Origin of the sequence: Corallococcus macrosporus DSM 14697, from assembly GCF_002305895.1 — a bacterium.
GTDB classification, from domain to species: domain Bacteria; phylum Myxococcota; class Myxococcia; order Myxococcales; family Myxococcaceae; genus Myxococcus; species Myxococcus macrosporus.
On the sequence record NZ_CP022203.1, the window covers coordinates 6,091,402 to 6,109,349 of the forward strand.

General features: G+C 70.3%; 19 protein-coding genes. 12 read left to right on the forward strand and 7 right to left on the reverse strand.

All coding sequences use genetic code 11. The annotated features are described in order from the left end of the window. The first annotated feature begins 504 nt into the window (after positions 1-504). From MYMAC_RS24305 to MYMAC_RS24325, 5 genes are all read left to right on the forward strand, one after another. Positions 505-807, forward strand: coding sequence for a hypothetical protein (locus MYMAC_RS24305; RefSeq protein ID WP_239988983.1), 303 nt, complete (start codon positions 505-507; stop codon positions 805-807). Between the two features lie 9 nt (positions 808-816). Continuing rightward, on the forward strand, positions 817-1,665 hold the full coding sequence (locus tag MYMAC_RS24310) for a zinc metalloprotease (protein ID WP_095959819.1): 849 nt from the start codon (positions 817-819) through the stop codon (positions 1,663-1,665). Positions 1,666-1,817: 152 nt separating this feature from the next. Beyond that, positions 1,818-2,708 carry a hypothetical protein gene (locus tag MYMAC_RS24315; protein ID WP_095959820.1) on the forward strand — a complete coding sequence of 297 codons (891 nt, stop codon included), beginning with the start codon at positions 1,818-1,820 and terminating at the stop codon, positions 2,706-2,708. A 387-nt stretch (positions 2,709-3,095) separates the two neighbouring features. After that, positions 3,096-3,491 (forward strand): hypothetical protein, encoded by a 396-nt coding sequence (locus MYMAC_RS24320; protein WP_095959821.1) that lies wholly within the window; start codon positions 3,096-3,098, stop codon positions 3,489-3,491. A 123-nt stretch (positions 3,492-3,614) separates the two neighbouring features. Continuing rightward, a complete protein-coding gene (locus MYMAC_RS24325) occupies positions 3,615-4,652 on the forward strand; it encodes a PA0069 family radical SAM protein (RefSeq protein WP_095959822.1) in 1,038 nt (345 codons plus the stop codon). Positions 4,653-4,674: 22 nt separating this feature from the next. On the opposite strand, the gene MYMAC_RS24330 is transcribed toward MYMAC_RS24325, so the two are convergent. The 3 genes from MYMAC_RS24330 to serC form a co-directional block, all read right to left on the reverse strand. Further along, positions 4,675-4,923, reverse strand: coding sequence for a GlsB/YeaQ/YmgE family stress response membrane protein (locus tag MYMAC_RS24330; RefSeq protein ID WP_013941499.1), 249 nt, complete (start codon positions 4,921-4,923; stop codon positions 4,675-4,677). A gap of 182 nt (positions 4,924-5,105) precedes the next feature. Continuing rightward, positions 5,106-5,663, reverse strand: a complete 558-nt coding sequence (locus tag MYMAC_RS24335; RefSeq protein ID WP_013941500.1) for a chalcone isomerase family protein — start codon at positions 5,661-5,663, stop codon at positions 5,106-5,108. A 41-nt stretch (positions 5,664-5,704) separates the two neighbouring features. Continuing rightward, the gene (gene serC, locus MYMAC_RS24340) at positions 5,705-6,793 is read right to left on the reverse strand and encodes a 3-phosphoserine/phosphohydroxythreonine transaminase (protein WP_095959823.1); all 1,089 of its coding nucleotides are present in this window, start codon (positions 6,791-6,793) and stop codon (positions 5,705-5,707) included. A 159-nt stretch (positions 6,794-6,952) separates the two neighbouring features. Between serC and MYMAC_RS24345 the strand changes: the two genes are divergently transcribed. Genes MYMAC_RS24345 through MYMAC_RS24365 form a run of 5 tightly spaced genes read left to right on the forward strand, consistent with a single transcriptional unit; the run spans position 6,953 to position 11,363 of the window. Further along, positions 6,953-7,528: an RNA polymerase sigma factor gene (locus MYMAC_RS24345; RefSeq protein ID WP_013941502.1), complete on the forward strand. Its 576-nt coding sequence runs from the start codon at positions 6,953-6,955 to the stop codon at positions 7,526-7,528. A gap of 6 nt (positions 7,529-7,534) precedes the next feature. Continuing rightward, a complete protein-coding gene (locus MYMAC_RS24350) occupies positions 7,535-8,338 on the forward strand; it encodes a hypothetical protein (protein WP_204816933.1) in 804 nt (267 codons plus the stop codon). A gap of 10 nt (positions 8,339-8,348) precedes the next feature. Continuing rightward, on the forward strand, positions 8,349-9,989 hold the full coding sequence (locus tag MYMAC_RS24355) for a caspase family protein (protein ID WP_095959825.1): 1,641 nt from the start codon (positions 8,349-8,351) through the stop codon (positions 9,987-9,989). Next, positions 9,989-11,110, forward strand: a complete 1,122-nt coding sequence (locus tag MYMAC_RS24360) for a carboxypeptidase-like regulatory domain-containing protein (protein ID WP_095959826.1) — start codon at positions 9,989-9,991, stop codon at positions 11,108-11,110. Before MYMAC_RS24355 ends, MYMAC_RS24360 begins: the two co-directional genes overlap by 1 nt. A gap of 4 nt (positions 11,111-11,114) precedes the next feature. Beyond that, entirely contained in the window at positions 11,115-11,363 is a 249-nt protein-coding gene (locus tag MYMAC_RS24365) for a hypothetical protein (RefSeq protein ID WP_095959827.1), read from the forward strand. A 21-nt stretch (positions 11,364-11,384) separates the two neighbouring features. Here MYMAC_RS24365 and MYMAC_RS24370 read toward each other — a convergent pair whose 3' ends face one another. The 4 genes from MYMAC_RS24370 to MYMAC_RS24385 all read right to left on the reverse strand — a co-directional run bounded on the left by MYMAC_RS24370 (position 11,385) and on the right by MYMAC_RS24385 (position 14,793). After that, positions 11,385-12,122 carry an HvfC/BufC N-terminal domain-containing protein gene (locus tag MYMAC_RS24370; RefSeq protein WP_095959828.1) on the reverse strand — a complete coding sequence of 246 codons (738 nt, stop codon included), beginning with the start codon at positions 12,120-12,122 and terminating at the stop codon, positions 11,385-11,387. Further along, a complete protein-coding gene (gene bufB / locus MYMAC_RS24375; protein ID WP_239988984.1) occupies positions 12,119-12,964 on the reverse strand; it encodes an MNIO family bufferin maturase in 846 nt (281 codons plus the stop codon). The genes MYMAC_RS24370 and bufB overlap by 4 nt, the downstream gene beginning before the upstream one ends. A gap of 83 nt (positions 12,965-13,047) precedes the next feature. Beyond that, positions 13,048-13,302 (reverse strand): hypothetical protein, encoded by a 255-nt coding sequence (locus tag MYMAC_RS24380; protein WP_013941509.1) that lies wholly within the window; start codon positions 13,300-13,302, stop codon positions 13,048-13,050. Between the two features lie 66 nt (positions 13,303-13,368). Continuing rightward, the gene (locus tag MYMAC_RS24385) at positions 13,369-14,793 is read right to left on the reverse strand and encodes a M61 metallopeptidase family protein (RefSeq protein WP_239988985.1); all 1,425 of its coding nucleotides are present in this window, start codon (positions 14,791-14,793) and stop codon (positions 13,369-13,371) included. A gap of 601 nt (positions 14,794-15,394) precedes the next feature. Here MYMAC_RS24385 and MYMAC_RS24390 point away from each other — a divergent pair. Then, positions 15,395-17,020, forward strand: coding sequence for a helix-turn-helix domain-containing protein (locus MYMAC_RS24390; protein WP_095959831.1), 1,626 nt, complete (start codon positions 15,395-15,397; stop codon positions 17,018-17,020). Between the two features lie 8 nt (positions 17,021-17,028). After that, positions 17,029-17,904, forward strand: a complete 876-nt coding sequence (locus tag MYMAC_RS24395; RefSeq protein WP_095959832.1) for a tetratricopeptide repeat protein — start codon at positions 17,029-17,031, stop codon at positions 17,902-17,904. The last annotated feature ends 44 nt before the right edge of the window (positions 17,905-17,948 follow it).

Here is a 17,948-nt window from a genome sequence, read left to right on the forward strand (position 1 = left end):
GAGAGGGGCACCGCACTCGTGACACCTGGCCTCCGAGGCCACGTCACGGAGCCGCGCACAGGCTTGGCAGATCATGATGCGTCAGCATAGCCCCAGTTCCTCCAGGTCTGCTGGGCGCACGCCGCAAAACGAGCCCGTCTCACTTCCGCGGAAAGTGACTCGCTCACTGCGACAGGCAGCGCCGCGAGGAATCCGGTTCTCGGCTCAGGACATCATCGACGGGCCACGGGGCTGCCTCGGCCCAGGGGAGCCCTCCTCCAGTCGTGGCCCATGCGCGCCCCATGGGGGATGGCGGCAGCGCCGCCCCTTCCCAAGCAGGCACGGGGCTCCGGCCGGGCCGCAAACACAAGCACGCCCATCGCGAAGCAGGCATGCCATTGGGCAACCGTTTCACCAGACGGCGCCGCGACGAGTGCCATGCGACCTCCATCCCGAAAAGCGCCGCTCGATATGCACCGATGCGTGTCCGAGCCGAGCGGCATCACCCGTCGAGCCCACCCACGCATGCCCCGCGAACCGCCCATCGTCCTGCCCGTCTCGCTGTCCCTGCTCCGGCATGCGAACCCGTGGGCGCTGCTCCTCGCGAAGGAGGTGGGCTGCCCGGCCGCGACCGCCGCCCTCCTCTCCGAGCGCTACACCTTGAAGAGTGATGAGAAGCCCTTCGTGCGCGAGCTGCTCGGCCGGAAGCGGAACCTGTGGGTCTTCCGCTGCGACCAGCGCCGCTTCGCGGGTGACGTCGTCGTCGTGGACATGGCCGAGCCCCGGCCAGGGCGGCGCAAGGTGGTGGTGCTCGACCTGAAGATGTGAGCGCCCCTCGTGCTGGAAGGCGGCTTCCAGCCTGCGCAGTTGAAGCTGACGCGGAACGGCGGCGTCGCGACGCCCAATCATCGGCACTTCCCTACGGCCGCCATGGCCACCCAGTGGACGGACGGCGTCCTGGGGGCCCCAGGGGCCCGGACGATGAACATCGCGCTGATTGACACGATTCTTGGCAACAAGGAGGCCTTCCCCCAGTTCACCTTCAATGGCTGCCCGTCGACGGGCAACCACACGATGATCAAGGTCACGGACACGACGGGCACGCTCCACTCCCTGGCGTGGAACAACCTGAACCCGGCGCCCGCGGCCTTCCCGCTCCCAAACGTCGCCTTCGACTTCACGAACCCCAACTGGTTCGTCTCGGCCACCGCCACCATTACCCCCGGGCTCGGCCCTGCCACGGACATCTCCGCCGCCTTGACGATGACCGCGGCCGGCCGGGACTTCCATCTGGCGTGGGATTTGTCAGCCCTGGATGCCTTTGGAGCGGGGGCGTTCAACCTGACGTTCTCCCTGTTCTACAACCCGGAGCTCTCCGGGCTCTCCGCCGGCCCCACGACCATCGTGGGGATGCGCTTCCGGACGCCCGCTTCACCGGATGAGAACACCGTGCTCCACGAGGCTGGCCATTACCTGGGGCTGGCCGCATCCACCCTGCCCGACCAGACGGGGAGCGCCAACCCCGAGTGGTATCTGAAGAATGGCAACCATTGCAAAGCGGGTGGAAACTCATGCGTCATGTACGACACCGCCAGCGTCAACACCGTGTTCTGCGCGACGTGCCTGGACGCGGTGAGTGCCAGGGATTTGAGCAACCCACCCGTCTGGGGAGGCAATCCCTTCTGAGGGGCCGGCTGACAGGGTGGGCCCTCGTCGCGGGGCTCGTCCTGACGGGGTGTCAGGACAGGACCTCCAGAGCAGCCGTGGGGCCCGGGCTCCAGTCATCACAACGCGGCACGGCGAGCGAATCTTCGGGGAGCGCAGGAGGGAATGGCGAGATGACGGACGAAGCGGTGTTGCGGATTCACGGAGTCATCGGTCACGGCAAGACGCCGCATCATCCAGCCCTCCCGGCGGGGAGGGCCGGCCTCGCCTTCACCTGGCTGCCGGCGCGAGGCGACCAGGGCGCCACGGTGGCGCTCTTCGGCACTGGCACGGTGGGGATGCCACACGCGGTGGTGTATGGCGGCTACCTGGATGGCGCCATCCTCGTCGTCGCCATCCATCTGGCCACCGGCCAGGTGTATGCGAGCGCGCCCGTGGACTCGGACGTCGTGCCCCTGAGCGCGCGACGGTTGGACCCGGACGCGGCGGTCGCCTCGGCGTCTCCGCTGGCCCAGAAGATGAGCATGACGACGCACTTCAACGCCGACCTGGCCGTGTTGCTGGGACTGCCGGCGGAGGGTGGGGACTACGGCGTCTTCCTCTGGCTGGACGACCTGACGACGCCCGTCCAGCGTGTGCATGTCCCGGAGAACGCCGCGCGCCGGGCTCCGGCGGCGAGCAGGCCCGCCGCCGTGGAGCTCACCGTGGGTGGAGCCGCCCATGCCCCCGCGCGGGGAGAGGAGGCCATCGCGCTCGAATGGGCGCCCGGGAAGGCGCGGCTGGTGGGCAGCCTGGCTGCGTCCGCGCTGGACCGGGAGCCCGACTCCGCGCGGGAGCCCCCACCGCTCACCGTGCTGGCGCTCTGCCAGCGGAGTCGCGCGCTCGGGTGGCACAGCACGCCCGTGGCGGAGCGGATGCGGAAGGCCGGCGGCCATTCCTTCGAGGTCGATCCGGGCGCGCTCGTCCAGTGCGCCGTGCCCCCCGAGCGGCGCTTCGCGCTGGCGGTCCTCGGCGGGCTGGGCCCGGCCGTCGCCGTCATTCCCCCCGATGAGCCAGCGCGATAGCTGAGACCACGGAGCGCGAGTGGACGGCGCGGGTGGCCACGAGCCGGAATGGACAGCCACGCAGGCCAGGGTCCGCCACGGCCGGGACGTGAGCCTCACGAGGCGAGCCGGAGACACGTCCTGTGATTGTGACGAGACAGGCCTCCACGCCGTCTGTCCTTGGCGCTGATGACCGGGACGTCTCGCCGCCGGCCCAGGCCTCTCCCCGAGGCGCTGGGCCGTTTCATTGATGACGCGCCTCATACAGGCAAAGGCGCGATGCGTCACAGAGTCCCGGAATCACTTCCGCCCCACGGGGTGTCAAAAACACACCATTTACACTACGTGAAAACACCAATACACAGCGCAGGTCCCGATTCGGGGACAACTCGCAATGAGGGGGAAGTCATGAAGAAGCTCAATACGTTGGGAGTGATGGGTCTGCTGTCCCTGGCCGCCGTGGGTTGCGGTGGTGAGTACACGCCGGAGGAAGAGCAGGCCATGCAGTTGGAGCCGACGGGCGAGGTGCAGCAGCGCGAGGAGACCGCGTGGATTGACGCGGGCCAGACGCGTGACTTCTCGACGTGGCTGTTTGGCGTGACGCCGTTCTCCATCAAGAACGATTCCTACACGGACAGCGTGCCGTTCTCGGCCTACTGCGGCTCCAACAGCATCACCGGCAGCGTCTCGCCGCGGGCCACGTACACCAGCAGCCTGAACTGCGCCTGGCCGGGCGCGCGCCTCTACGTGCACAACGACGGCTACCTCGTCGGCAACCAGGTCATCTTCGTCCGCACCTGGTAGCGCGCTGACGCCGTAGCCCGCCATCCGGATGGCGCGGCCTGGGGGAACTCTCTGCAGGGGGTTCCCCTTTTTCACGTCCGCTCGGCCCTTGACTGAACGTGCTTTCAGGCCCACGGTAGGCCCATGAAGGCGCGCCCCATCGACAATCCGCCCAACCCGTGGGCGAGCACCGCGGTGGAGTACCTGGACGAAATCCCGCCGTCCAAGCTGGAGGTCTTCGAGGACCACAGCCGGCAGGTGCTGTCCCACAACGACAGCCCGGACGTGGGCTTCAATTGGAGCGTCAACCCGTACCGCGGCTGTCTCCACGCCTGCGCGTACTGCTACGCGCGGCCCACGCACCAGTACCTGGACCTGGGGGCGGGCACCGACTTCGAAACGAAGCTGGTGGTGAAGCCCCGGGCGCCGGAGCTGCTCCGCGAGGCCTTCGAGAAGCCCTCCTGGAAGGGTGAAACCGTCGTCTTCAGCGGCGTCACCGACTGCTACCAGCCGCTGGAGGCCTCTCTGCGCCTGACGCGGGGCTGTCTGGAGGTCTGCGCGGCGTACCGCAACCCGGTGGGCATCATCACCAAGGGCGTGCTCATCGAGCGGGACCTGGACGTCCTCCAGCGGCTGGCGCGGGACGCGCGCCTGTGGGTCAGCATCAGCCTCCCCTTCCACAACGCGGAGCTGGCCCGGGCCATGGAGCCGTATGCCGCGTCCCCCATGCGCCGGCTGCTGACCATCCGCCGGCTCACCGAGGCGGGCATCGACGTGGCCGTCTCCGTGGCGCCCATCATCCCGGGCCTCAATGACGAGGACATCCACCGGGTGCTGGCCGCGGCGCGCGAGGCCGGCGCCACCCGCGCGCACCACACGCTGGTGCGGCTGCCCGGCCCGGTGAAGGACGTCTTCGCGGAGCGGCTGCGCGCGAAGCTGCCCCTGCGCGCGGAGCGGGTGCTCCACCGCATCCGCGAGACGCGCGGCGGGGAGCTCAACGACAGCCGCTTCAAGCACCGCATGCGCGGCGACGGCCTCTACGCGGAGACCATCCACCGCCTCTTCCAGACGGCGGCGCGCAAGGTGGGCCTCCGCGGCTCGTACATCACCGAAGACGCCCCGGACACCTTCCGGCGTCCGGAGCGCGAGCCGCCGCCCACGCCGCAGCTCAGCCTCTTCTGAGCGCGCCCGCGGGCGGCGGGCGTCATTTCCGGATGGCTTGGACGACGGAGATGAGGATGACGGAGCCCACCGTCGCCACCAGCAGCGACCAGAGGTTGAAGCCCGTCACGCCGGTGCCGCCCATCATGCTGAAAATCCAGCCACCAATCATGGCCCCGACGATGCCGGTGGCGATGTTGGCGAACATGCCCATGCGGGCGTTGGTGCCCTTGATGATGCTGGCCAGCCACCCCGCGATGCCACCCAGCACCAGCCACGTACAGATTCCCATGACGACCTCCTTGCCCTCCGGTTGCTATCAGACCTCCCGCCGGCGCGCAGCGCCCGGCCGTCCCTGATTCCTACGCACGGGCGCATGCCCCATTGCCTCAGGGCCTCGAAAACGGCGACGCCCCGTGCCTCGCTCGGAGACACGGGGCGCCCGCAGCGCTTCAAACGCGCGCGGAGGTCCGCTCAGTCCTTGCCGAGCATCCCGTCCCGCAGGCTGCCATCCACCGGGCTCTTGCCCACGAAGACGGAGAACAGCGCGTCGGAGAAGTCCTTGCCCTCGACGGAGATCTCCTTGCCCGTCTTGCTGGACACCTGCGTGCCCTTGCCGGGGATGTACGTGAGGATGAGCTCGTCGCCCTTCTTCACGTCCGGGATGGCCGCGTTGAAGGTGTCCAGCTTGGGCTGGAGCTCCGCCAGCCTGGCGCCCGCGTTCTTCTTGAAGCCGTCGCCAATGGCCTCGACGATGGTCTTCTTGTCCAGGTCCCGCAGCATGTACATGCGCACGCGCTTGATCTGGTCCGAGCCGATGATGGCCGCGCCATCCTTGGACGGCGTCTCCAGGTAGAGCCCGGCCGTGTAGACCTTGAACATGAACTTGCTGCGCAGGCCCACGCCGTTGAGCTTGAGCTCCTTGCCAGCAACAGTCGCGGTCTCCGGGTAGTTCACCCCCGCGACATCCTTGGCGAAGGCCGGAACGGCGAACATCAGGGACAGCACGACGGCGGTCAGCGTGGCTTTCATGAATCCTCCGGGTGTGGGTAATCCGTGCGGTTGGACGCAGCCTAGCCGCGTGTCTTCACGAAGTGGTCCATGAAGGAGACCAGTGTGCGCACATTCTCCACGCTCACCGCGTTGTACATGGAAACGCGGATTCCTCCGGCCGTCCGGTGCCCCTTGAGGCCCACCATCCCCTGCTGCCGTGCGTCAGCGATGAAGGCCGCGTCCAGCGCCTCGGTGGGCAGGTGGAACACGACGTTCATCACTGAACGGGACTCGCGCTCCACCGGCGCGCGGTAGAAGTCCGCGTGCCGGTCGATGGCGCCGTAGAGCAGCGCCGCCTTCTCCTGATTCCACTGCTCCAGCTGCGCCAGGCCGCCCACGGAGCGCACCCAGGCCAGGACGTTGCGCACCAGGTAGATGGCCAGGGTGGGCGGCGTGTTGTAGAGCGAGTTGTTCTCCGCGTGCGTGGCGTAGCGGAAGATCTTGGGGATGTCCTTGCGCCCCCGCGCGATGAACGCCTTGTCGGCCACCACCAGCGTCACGCCGGAGGGCCCCAGGTTCTTCTGCGCGCCGGCGTAGATGAGGCCGAACCGGCTGACGTCCATGCGCTTCCACAGGAAGTCCGAGCTCATGTCCGCCACCAACGGCACGCCCCCCACGTCCGGGAAGGTGTGCCACTGGGTGCCGAAGATGGTGTTGTTGCTGGTGAGGTGCACGTACGCGGCGCCGGGGTCCAGCCGCAGCTCGTCCTGCCGGGGCACCCGGGTGTAGCGCTTGTCCGGCTGCGCCGTGCTCACCGCGACGCGCGGCGTGCCATAGTACTTCGCCTCATCGAAGGCCTTCTCGCTCCACACGCCCGTCATGAGGTAGTCCGCGCTGCCCCCCGGCGGCAGGAAGTTCATGGGCACCTGGGCGAACTGCTGGGAGGCGCCGCCCGTGAGGAAGAGGACCTGGTGGGTCTCCGGAATCCCGAGCAGGCCCGTCAACAGGGAGATGGCCTCGTCATGGACCCCTTCGTATTCCCGGCCCCGGTGGCTGTGCTCCATCACCGACATCCCGGAGCCCTGGAAGTCCAGCAGCTCGTCCCGAGCGCGCTCGAGAGCGGGCAGAGGCAGGCCGGCCGGGCCGGCATTGAAGTTGATGATGCGCATGGCAGTGTCCCTTCTTGAAATGAACGGCCGCGGAGACATTCTTCCCCCCAGCGCCCCCCCGGGTGCCAGCGAGAAGAAGGCCGCCCGCCTGCTCCCAGGGTGTCGGGGGGAGGCACCGGCCCTGTGGCCGACGGGTGTTCGCGAGGGTCTGGAGGACAGGTGGGTGCGTCGGAGGGACTGACGGATTGGGTGCGGCGGGCTTCGCTGGGGCAGGCGTCTGCCTACAGCGAGCTCTACCGACGCATGCGTCCACTGGTGGCGCGGCTGGTGGGAGGCTTCGCGCAACTGGACGCGGACGAGGTGGAGGACGTCATCCAGGAGACCTTCGTGCGGGCCTTCCGGGCGCTGCCGCGGCTGAAGGAGCCGGGGGCCTTCGAGTCCTGGCTCCTGTCCATTGCCCGCAACCGGGCCCGGACGCGGCTGGAGCGGAAGTCGAACACCCGGCGGCTGGAGGGAGACGTGGCGGACCCGGAACCGGAGACGGTCCCCCACATTCCCGAGGCCCTGCAGTTGGAGCGTGACATCGAGGTGGTGCGGCGGCTCATCGCGGAGCTGCCCGAGGGCGAGGAGAAACGGACGGTGCAGCTCTTCTACATCGAGGGTGAACTGTCCGCGCGTGAGATCGCGGAGAAGCTGGGCGTGGGAAAGAGCGCGGTGACGATGCGGCTGGAACGGTTCCGGTCTCGAATCAAGCGCGAGCTGTTGCGGCGAGTCCTCGCCGGCCGGTGGGAGTGAGTGCGCATGAGACACCTGGATGACGTCGCGCTGAGCGCCCTTTCCCGCCGCGAGCCGGAGGCCGTGGCGTACTTCGCCGAGCACCTGGCGCACCCGTGCGACACCTGCGAGGCGTTCCTCGCCGCGCACGCGGGCCCGGACTTGCTCGACGGACAGGTGGACGCGCTGCTGCTGGGGCTCGCCCCGCCCGCGGCGTCCGCGGCGCCCCTTGATGAAGTGGGCCTGGCGCGGGTGCGGCGCGCGCTGAGGACCCACCCACCCGCGGCCCGGCGGTGGGGCCTGGTCGCCGGAGGGCTCGCCGCGTGCGTGCTGGCGCTGGTGCTGCTGCCCCGCATGCGCGCGGAGGCCCCGGGCCCCCAGACGGGCGCGCCCGGGCCATGGACGGGTGAGAAGGGGCGCGTGGCGCACATCGCCCTGGAGCTGTCGGTGGCGGCACGCGCCAGCGACGGGGTGCTGCGACGGCTGGATCCAGGCAGCCGGGTGGAGGACTCCGACGTGCTGCTGCTGCGCTACCACGCCACCGAGGCGGGCAGCGCCCTGCTCTTCGTGCAGCGCCAGGGTGAGCCGCCGGAGCTGCTGGGCCAGTTCCCGCTGACCGCGGGCACCCATGACCTGCGAGGCCCACAAGGGCTGGCGGGCGTGAGCCTCACGGGCGAAACCGGCCCGGTGACGCTGTGGCTGGTGGGCGCCGAGGGCGCGCCGCCGGACACGCGCGTGGTGCGGGAAATGTTGGAGGGCCAGACCGCGCCAGGCGCACTGGCGGTCATCCGGTTCGACGTGAGCGTGAGAAGCGGCCAGAATCGTCCTTGAACGGTTCCACGTGAGGCGACTCCTTCCCATCCTCCTGGCATGCCTGGCCGCATGCGCCGCGCCCTCCTCCGGGGAGAAGGGCGGCCTGGTGCCGCTCACGCTCGATGAGGCCTCGCTGTCCAGCGCCTACAAGCCGCGCCGGATGGCCCTGCTGGTGGGCATCTCCTCGTTCGACGACCCGCGCTGGCGGGGGCTGCGCTACACCGGCAAGGACGCGCGGGACCTGGGCGCCGCCCTGAGCGATCCCGCGCGGGGCCATTTCGACCACGTGCGCGTGCTCACCCGCCGCGAGGAGACGACGCGCACGGCCATCCTCGCCGCGCTCCGGCAGCTCAAGCAGGAGGCCAACCGGCCGGATGACGTGGTGGTCGTCTACTTCTCCGCGCACGGCACGCTGGCGCGCGACGCGAAAGGCGAGCTGCGGCGCTACCTGGTCACCCGCGACGCGTCGTACCGGAACATCCCCCAGACGGCGCTCGGCATGGACGCGCTGAAGGCGGAGTTCGACGGGCTGGCCAGCCGGCGCCGCATGCTGGTGCTGGCCACCTGTCACAGCGGCAGCGGCAAGTCCCTGCTGCCCAGGGAGCTGAAGGCGGAGCTGGAGGGCATCAAGTCCGGCTTCTACGCCCGGCCCCTGGAGGAGTCGTCGCGCGCGTCCATGGTGTTCGCCGCCTGCGACTGGGGTGAGACGGCGCGCGAGGACGAGAGCCTGCGCAACGACATCTACACCCACTTCCTCATCGACGGCCTGAGCGGCGCGGCGGACCGCAATGGTGACGGCGCCGTCACGGCCACCGAGGCCCACGACCACGCCCGCCGCCGCACCTTCGCCTTCACGGAGGGACGCCAGCGTCCGTCAGCGGAAATCCTGGAAGTGGGCGCGGACCCGGTGGTGCTCTCCGGCAGCATCACCCGGAGCGGCCGCCCGGAGCTGTTCTCCTACAACCCGCGCCTGGACGGCTTCACGCTCAAGGTGGACGGCGAGGCGCGCACGGAGCTGCCCGGCGGCGCGGCGGTGCCCCCCGGTAGACGGACGGTGGAGCTGACCAAGGGTGACGCCGTCCTCATGCGCCGCGACGTGGAGGTGGGCCAGGGAGACCGGCTGCCCCTGGAGCGGTTGCTGGCGCAGGCCTTCCCCCGGCGCTCGCTGTCGCTGCTGGGGGGGATGTTCTCCTTCGCGGACGCGCGCAGCCGCGCCGAGCTGCTGCCCGTCTCCCCGGAGGTCGCGCTGTCCCTGCGCCTGGAGGACAAACCGCTGGAGGATTTCGGCCTCCTCTTCGACGTGGCCTTCAGCACCGGCCAACGGCACCTGCGCCTGACACCGGGGAGCGAGGTGCCCTTCCGGTACACCACGTTCGCCGCGGGCGCCGCCCTGCCCTACCTGTGGCGATGGGAGCGGCTGACGGTGTTCGCGGGCCCCCGCGTGGCCGGCCTGTACCTGAGGCGGTCCTTTGACGTAGAGGCCGCCGCCACGGGGCAACGGTTCTTCACCGTCAGCCCCGGCGTGGTGGGCGGCATCGTGTGGCGCGTGGGTGAGCGGCTGGAGCTGATGTCGCAGGCCCAGCTCATGTTGACGTATGTCGTGGTGGACGGGCAGGGGCAGGCCGTGGGTTTCACGGGTGGCTGGGCTGGCGCGGGATATCGCTTTTGATGCGCTCGACGTTTCACATCGCGGTCGCCACCCTCCTGACGTGCGTCGCGGCGGGCTGCGGGAACCTGGAGAACGCGCCCTTCCGCGTGGGCACCGTTCATGGGCAGCTCACGGAGAGCGACCCCGCGGTGGCCATGGTGTCGCTGGTGGAGCAGCCCGGCGTGAGCAGCCACGTCGACGCTGACGGGCACTTCACCCTGCGGGACGTCCCGTCGGGGCCCGCCGAGCTCTTCATCGTCGCCACCTCGGAGAAGGCCGCGCGCGTCCAGGTGCAGGTGCCGGGAGGCCAGTCCGTCCGGGTGCGGCCGGTGGAACCCACGCCCGCGGGTTTCTTCGACCTGCGGGTGAAGACGACCAACGGGTTCCGGCTGCCTGCGACGGAGGTCTCCGTGGAGGGCACGCCCTTCCAGCGGCTCCTGCTGGATGCGCAGGGCCGGCTGCGCGTGGGCCCGCTGCCGGACGGCTGCTACGCCGTGTCGGTGACGGCCATTGGCTTTCCGCGCACCCAGACCGAGGCTTGCGCGGGTCCGGGAGAGCGGAAGGAGCTCAAGGTCGACCTGGAGGTGGACGCGTCGCTGCTCGAGCAGGGCTGCCAGGAGCATGGCTGCGAGGAGGGCCTGGTGTGCGCGCCGAACAAGAAGTGCCTGGAGTGCTTCGGCAACGGGCACTGCCCAGGGGGGCTGACCTGCAGGGGCAACCGCTGCGAGGGCTCCGGGCCCCTGTGCGCCCCCTGCACGGGCGACTGGCAATGCGCCCCTGACACCCACTGCGAGGTGCTCCCCGAGGGGAACGCGGCGTGCGTGGCCCGGTGCACCCCCGGCGCCGGTGCCCCTCCCCCGTCCCAGGACACGCGGGACGACCGCGCGACGCAGTGCGCGCCGGGCTTCACCTGCCAGTCCGACCGCTGCCTGCCGGATGCCGCGAACTTCGCGGGCTGCCACGCCTTGCGCAGGATGGACGCGCCCTGCACCGACGACGCGAGCTGCCACGAGCTGGGGCTGCTGAGCGGGCGCTGCGTCAGCGGGGCCTGCACGGTGCCCTGCGCCACGGACCGCGACTGCCCGGGCAGCCGGCGGTGCGTGACGTCGTCGGTGGGCGACGTCTGCCAGGTCGGGACGTGACACCGTGGCGCGCCAGGGTGGCTCGCGGCGTCGCCTCGTCGTGGTCGCCCTGTCCGCCTTCGCCACGGGGGGGCTGCGAACCAGGCCCCCGCGGCTCGAGGTCTCCCCCGGCCAGGCCGCTGCGTTCGTGGCCACCGTCGAGGACGCGGAGGAAGGGCTGCCGGACCCGGACGTGAGCGCCCTGCTCGTGGCGGAAGAGGGCGTGCGCTACGTGGGCACGGCGCGGGGCCTGGTGACGTACCCCTGCCATTGAGCGCCCGGACCGCGGGGGCGCTCACCCCCGGGCGGCGTCCTCCGGGAGCAGCACCAGGCCGTCGCGGCCAAAGCGCGTCACCGTCGCGCGCAGCTCCGCGTCCGCCAGGCCCGTGGCCGCCACCACGTCTTCCAGGGCGAGCCCCTCCACCGCCATCTTCAGCACCAGCAGCGCGGGCGGCGTGGCGGCCATGTAGAAGGTCCGCAACTGCTCCGGATGGCGCCACAGCAGCGCCAGCTCCGCGCCCGCCTCGGGGGGACTCGGGGCGCCCCGGGCCCGCACGTAGGCGCACAGCCGGAAGTCCTGCTCCAGCACCACCAGCGTGGGGTTGGCCGTCAGCCGCGCCACGCGTGGGGGGGCGGGAGCCTCGGAGGCGAACACGGCGAAGTCGGTCCACTCGAAGCGGGCCAGCGCGGGCAGGAAGGGCGCCAACGCCCGCGAGGACACCTCGTCCGAGAGGAACGCGGGGAAGCCCTCACCCAGGTGGTTGAGCTCGTGGTGCCGCGCGGGCCGGGTCCGCGTGAAGCCCGCCACCAGCGCGTCCCATGCGTCCGGCGTCACCGCCTGGCGCGTCAGCGGGAACACCTTCTCCAGGGCCGCGCGCACATGGCCGAGCACGAAGCCGCCGTACAGCGCCACCCGTTCGCGCGGCGCGTCCCACCCGGGATGCCTCGCGTACAGCGCCGTCAACGACGCCGGACCGGGCTGGGCGAGGTAGGCCCCCATGCTGTCGAAGAAGGCTCGCAGGGAGGGCTTCATCGCGACGTGGCCTCCCGCAGCGCCGCTCGCGCCACGTCCGCCTCGTCCAGCACCGCGTCCAGCGAGGGAATGTCCTGGTCCCACTCGATGAGCGTCGCCACCGGGCCGGTGCGCGCCAGCACGTAACGATAGAGCGACCACACGTCGTCACAGACGCGGTCGCCGTGCGTGTCCACGATGACGTCCGGGTAGCGCGTGTGGCCCGCCAGGTGAATCTGCACCACGCGCTCCAGCGGCAGCGCATCCACGAAGGCCCGCGCGTCGTACCCATGGTTGCGCGCGTTGACGTAGACGTTGTTCACGTCCAGCAGCAGCCCACAGTCCGCCTGCTCGACGACGTGGCGGAGGAAGTCCGCCTCCTGGAGCGTGCCGCCGGGCATCCGCGCGTAGTAGCTGGGGTTCTCCAGCAGGAAGGGACGGCCCACCCGCTCCATGACCTCGCGCACGCGGGGCACCACGTGCTCCACCGCGGCCTCGCTGAAGGGCAGCGGCAGCAGGTCATGCAGGTACACGCCGTCCAGCCGCGAATAACAGAGGTGGTCCGAGAAGAAGGGCGCGTCCACCCGCTTCACCAGCGCCGCCAGGCCGCGGACGTAGTCATCATCCAGCGCGTCCGGACCGCCGATGTTCAACCCCACGCCGTGGGGCAGCACGGGCCACCGCTCCGCGCACGCCTCCAGCGCGCGCTGCGAGCGCCCGCCCAGCGACAGGAAGTTCTCCGGAATGATTTCAACCCAGTCGAGCGCCCGTCCGGTCCGTGGAAGCTCCGCGTAGAAGCTCCTGCGCAGCCCGATGCCCGCGCCCAGTGGCTTCAACCCATGTCGCTGTGCGTACGTCACCACGGCGCGAGCCCGCTCCATGCGAGGGGAAACGGCCCGGGCGGCGGAAGATTCCTCCAGCCGCCCGGAACCGGGAGACAGCGGAACTACTCCTGCTTCTGGCCGCTGCACGAGCCCGCGCCGCACGAGCCGGCGCCACAGCTCCCCTCGGCGCCCTTCTCCTCGGTGGCGGCGGGGGCGGCCTCCTGGCCCTCCTGCATCTCCGTCGCACCGCTGCTCTCGGCGCCCGTCTCCTCCGCCGTGGCGGGCTCCATCTCAGCCGACTTCTTGGTCGCGCAGCCGGTGGCCAGCGCGGTGAGGGACAGGGTGCCAACAACCGCTGCAAGCGCCTTGACGTTCATGGTTCGGGACTTCCTTTCGGACTGCTCATACTGCGTGGGGGTGTTGTGCGGAGGTCGTGAGTGCATTCAGGGTGTTTCGCCGTGGCTGCGCCGACCGACCACCGAATCACGCAACAGACTGTCTCTGCCGGGCACCAGCGAGACGCCGTTGGGTCCTTCCTGGACACCCAGCGCTTCTAGCAGACCGGCCTGCTCCACAAAAGCAGGCTGGGACAAGTGCCGCTCCAGCAGAGCATTGAACAGCGGCTGTCCCGCCACCGCGTCCACCGCGACACCGAATGCGCCGAAAGTCGAGGAACCGCCGCGCGCGGCGAGCCGCTCCAACACGTCGTCCAGCCCGCGCGTGTTTCCAGTGAGACGGCGCAATTCCACGTCGAGATGCAACGCGAAGAGCGCTCCCGTCCAATAGACAGCGAGCGAGAAGCCGTCTTGAGACACGGCCTCGTGCATGGTGCGCGTGTCATTGCCGTCGCGGCCCCGGGCGAAGCCGCCCAGCAGTTCCTCCCAGGCGCGCCGCGGCGACTGCCGTCCGGAGCGGGCGCGCGCGACCTCCGTATAGTAGGTGGCCAAACCTTCTGACAGCCAGGGAACGCGCGGCACGAAGACGGGGTGGGCCAGGTGCAGCATCTCGTGCAGGGCCACCCAGTCCCGCTCGAAGTCCTCGGCCCGCGCGTCCTGCCCCACGCTGATGGAGATGCTGGGCGGCGAGCTCCAGCGCACCATGCCGAAGACGCTGGGCCCCGGGTGTCCCGGTGCGGGGATGACGCGCACGGTGATGCGCGGGTGTGGGAAGGCGCGCCGCACGGTGCGGACCTCCTCGGCGGCCTTGCCCAGCCAGGTGCACACCGCCGCGTCACTCAGGTGCGTGAAGCGCCCCAGGATGGCCACGTCCAGCACCGCGTCCGGAAGGCGCACCTGGCACCGCCGCCCGCCGAAGCCGTGGAAGCCCGAGTCCACCAGGTCCTCGCCCCGCAGCCGGTACACGCCGTTCTCTCCCGGCTGCCAGGGCAGCAACGCGTCGGTGCCCGCCACCGACAGCTCCACGCGCATGCCCGGCGGCACCACCCGCGGGCGGATGAGGTACGCCCGGCCCGCGACGTGACGCGCGTCCCCGTCCCCCGAACCCTGGAAGAAGTCGAGGCCGCGCTTTCGGATGACGGCGTCCAGCGCGTACCGGTAGCGCAAGAAGCGCGTGTCCCGAGGCAGCAGGACGCGCCCCTCCTCCACGGCCAGGGTCCGGACCGTCCCGTCCTCCAGGAAGGCGGACACCGACGCCACGGCGCCCGGCTGGCTGAAGAGGAACTCGCGCGGCGCGCGTCCCACCCGCACCACCTCCACGTCCACCGCGTGCTCGGGCTCGCGCACGTAGGTGAGGTGGTAGCGCAGCGTCGCCGCGTCCTCCGCGGGCCGCCCCCGACGCACCGGCGCGTGGCAGGACAACAGCGTCACGCCCAGCAGGAGAACGGCGGCGGCCCGGACGCGCGCGAACAACGGCGCCCTGCCCCACCTCCACGGCCCTCCATGCCCACCGTCCATATGCGGCGAAGGTTCGCCCATGCCGCGCCGGAGGTGAACGGTGGAGGGAGGGCCCGGGGGCGCGGGCCAACACCCGGCGGACACCAGCGCACACGCCCTGGGACGGCGGGGCAGGAGGCCCACCGGGCTCAGCGGACCTCCTCCCCGGCGAGCGCCGTCATGAACCACGCGCCCGGCCTCGGGGGCCCCCACGTGTCCCTCGGCTCCCGCCGCAGATCACCCGCCGGGTCCGACACAGGCCTGTAAATCCGCGCTTTCAACTTTACCAACGCGTCACGCGGGGATGCCGCGATGCATCAGTAAATGTTTGACAAGGGGCGGGGAGGGGCCGGGCGGCAGGCCGCCGCCACGCCACAAAGCGCAGTGATTCCAGCCAGTTGAACCATCACCCACCCGGGTCTCCGACCCCGGGCCAGCCGGTCCGTCGCCGGGCCGACAGGGGTCCCCGGCGCCGAAATCGATGATTGCAAATCGGTAAATCGATTTGCAGAGTGGGTGAGGTGCCCCAGGCGCGCGCGGCCATTCGCGATCGCCGGGGGCGTCATCTCATCCGGCCATGAACGACAACGCACTGAACGCCAACGTGGGCCTGAAGCTTCGGGGACTGCGGCTTGCCCGGAACATCAAGCAAGCGGACGCGGCCAAGGACCTGGGCGTTTCCCCGGCGTACCTGAACCTGATTGAGAAGGGCAAGCGGGTGATGCCCTTCCCCCTGCTGTGGAAGGCCCTGCGCTACTTCGACCAGGACCCCGAGCAGTTCATGTCCACGCTGGGCGAAGGCCGCGTGGACGAGGCGCTCGCGAAGCTCCTGGACGAGCCGCTCCTCAAGAGCCTGGACATCGACCCGGAGTCGCTCCAGTCCCTCTCCGCGGAGCCGAAGCTCGCGGGCACGGTGGCGGCGCTCTTCAACCTCTACAAGAACACCCGCACGCAGTTGGAGAACGTGCTGGCGCAGCTCAACGTGGAGGAGCGCACGCGCGCCCAGGGCGGGCTGGGGGGCAACGGCGCCGCGCCCGGCGTCCGCTTCGACTACTCGCCCTTCGACGAGGTCAGCGACTTCCTGGAGAAGCACCGCAACTACTTCCCGGAGCTGGAGGAGCAGGCGGACGCGCTGCGCCGCGACGTGCGCCTGGAGCGGCAGCTCACCAGCGGCCAGCTCATCCGGCTGCTGGAGGAGCGCTTCGGCTACCGCGTCCTCTTCGACGACCCGTCCCCCAGCGGCTCGTCCGTGGTGCGGCGCCTGGACCCGGAGGAGCGGACGCTGACGCTGTCGCCCTTCCTCACCGAGCAGCCGCTGAAGTTCCAGATCGCCGCGTCCATTGGCCTGCTGGTGATGGACCGCGAGAAGCTGCTGGAGCGCGTGCTGGACGCGGGCCGCATGCGCCACGGCGAGACGCAGCGGCTCATCAAGGTGAACCTGGCCAACTACTTCGCCGGCGCGCTGATGCTGCCCTACGGGGACTTCTTCAAGGAGGTGCAGCGCACGCGCTACGACGTGGAGCTGCTCTCCAGCATCTTCGGCTCCACCTACGAGACGGTGGCCCACCGCCTGTGCAACCTGTCGGACCCGAAGCGGCCGGGGATTCCCTTCCACTTCCTGCGCGCGGACATCGCCGGCAACATCTCCAAGCGCTACAGCGGCACCGGCATCCGCTTCGCCTCGGGCGGCGGGAGCTGCGCCAAGTGGGCCGTGCACCTGGCCTTCCTCAACCCGTCCCAGCTCACGCGGCAGTACTCCATCATGCCGGACGGCACCGCCTACTTCTGCTTCGCCAAGGTGCAGCTCCAGCCCATCGAAGGCTCCATCGTCAAGGGCACCGCGTACTCCATTGGCCTGGGCACCCACGCGGAGAACGCCAAGTACCTGGCCTACGGCCTGCCCACCACGGACCTGCGCAAGGACGCGATTCCCTCCGGCATCTCCTGCCGCTTCTGCGAGCGCACCGACTGCAACCAGCGCGCGGCGGCCAGCTACCGCTTCGCCTTCGCCTTCGACGAGTACACGAAGAAGGACTGCTTCTTCTCCCCCATCCTGGTCCACGAGAAGGCCGACAAGGCGGAGAAGGACCGCGGCCACGGCGCCCACGCCCTGCACGCGGCCAACGGCAACGGGACTGACGGGAGCGAGAAGGACGATTTGTTGGACAAGACCTCCCGCCGCCGCAAGGGTGGCGACGCCTGAGGCCCCCCATGCACCACCCCACCGAAGACACCCAACGCACCCACATCCTCGACGCCATCCAGAAGCAGAAGAACGCGCTGGCGCCGCTGCGCATCACCGGCTCGCCCACCGAGGTGGGCCAGGGCCTGGTGAACCTGGCCGAGCTGCACGGCCTGCTGGAGGACCACGCCGCCAGCCGGCAGTTCTACGAGGAGGCGCTCGAGAAGTTCCAGGAGGCCAAGTACAAGCCCGGCCAGGCGCAGGCCCTGATGGGCCTGGGCATCGTGAAGGCGAACTTCGAGGATCACCGCGGCGCGATTGAGCAGATTGCCCGCGCCGCCATGCTCTTCAACGAGTCCAAGGACCGTGAGGGCGAGGCCCTGGCCCGCGCCTGCATCGGTGAGTCCCTGCGCTCGCTGGGGCAGCCGGAGGCCGCCGAGGAGAAGTACCAGGAGGCGCTCATCCTGCTGCGCCAGACGCGCAACTCGGAGCGGGTGGCGCGGCTGCTCATCGACATTGGCGACATCCGCATGGAGAAGGGCGAGTACGAGCCCGCCCGGAAGCGCTTCCTGGAGGCCGTGCCGCTCCTGGAGCAGGGCGACGACGCGGAGGCGCTCGCGCTGGGGCACCTGTTGCTGGGCGAATCGGAGGGGCTGCTTGGCAACCACGAGGGCGCGCGCCCGCACCTGCTCCGCGCGGTGGAGCTGTACCTGGAGCTGCACGACCACGCGTACGAGGCCCGCGCCCGGTGGGACCTGGGCCTGTCCTGCTACTACCAGCAGGACTACGCGGCGGCCCGGAAGCAGTTCGAGACGCTGATTCCGCTCTACGAGGATTTGAAGCAGACGGGTGAGGTGGCCAAGGTGCGGAACATCCTGGCCCACTTCACCGCGCGCGGCGTGTGAGCGCTCTTCCCAGGCAGGCGGAGAGCGCCCGCACACGCGCGCTT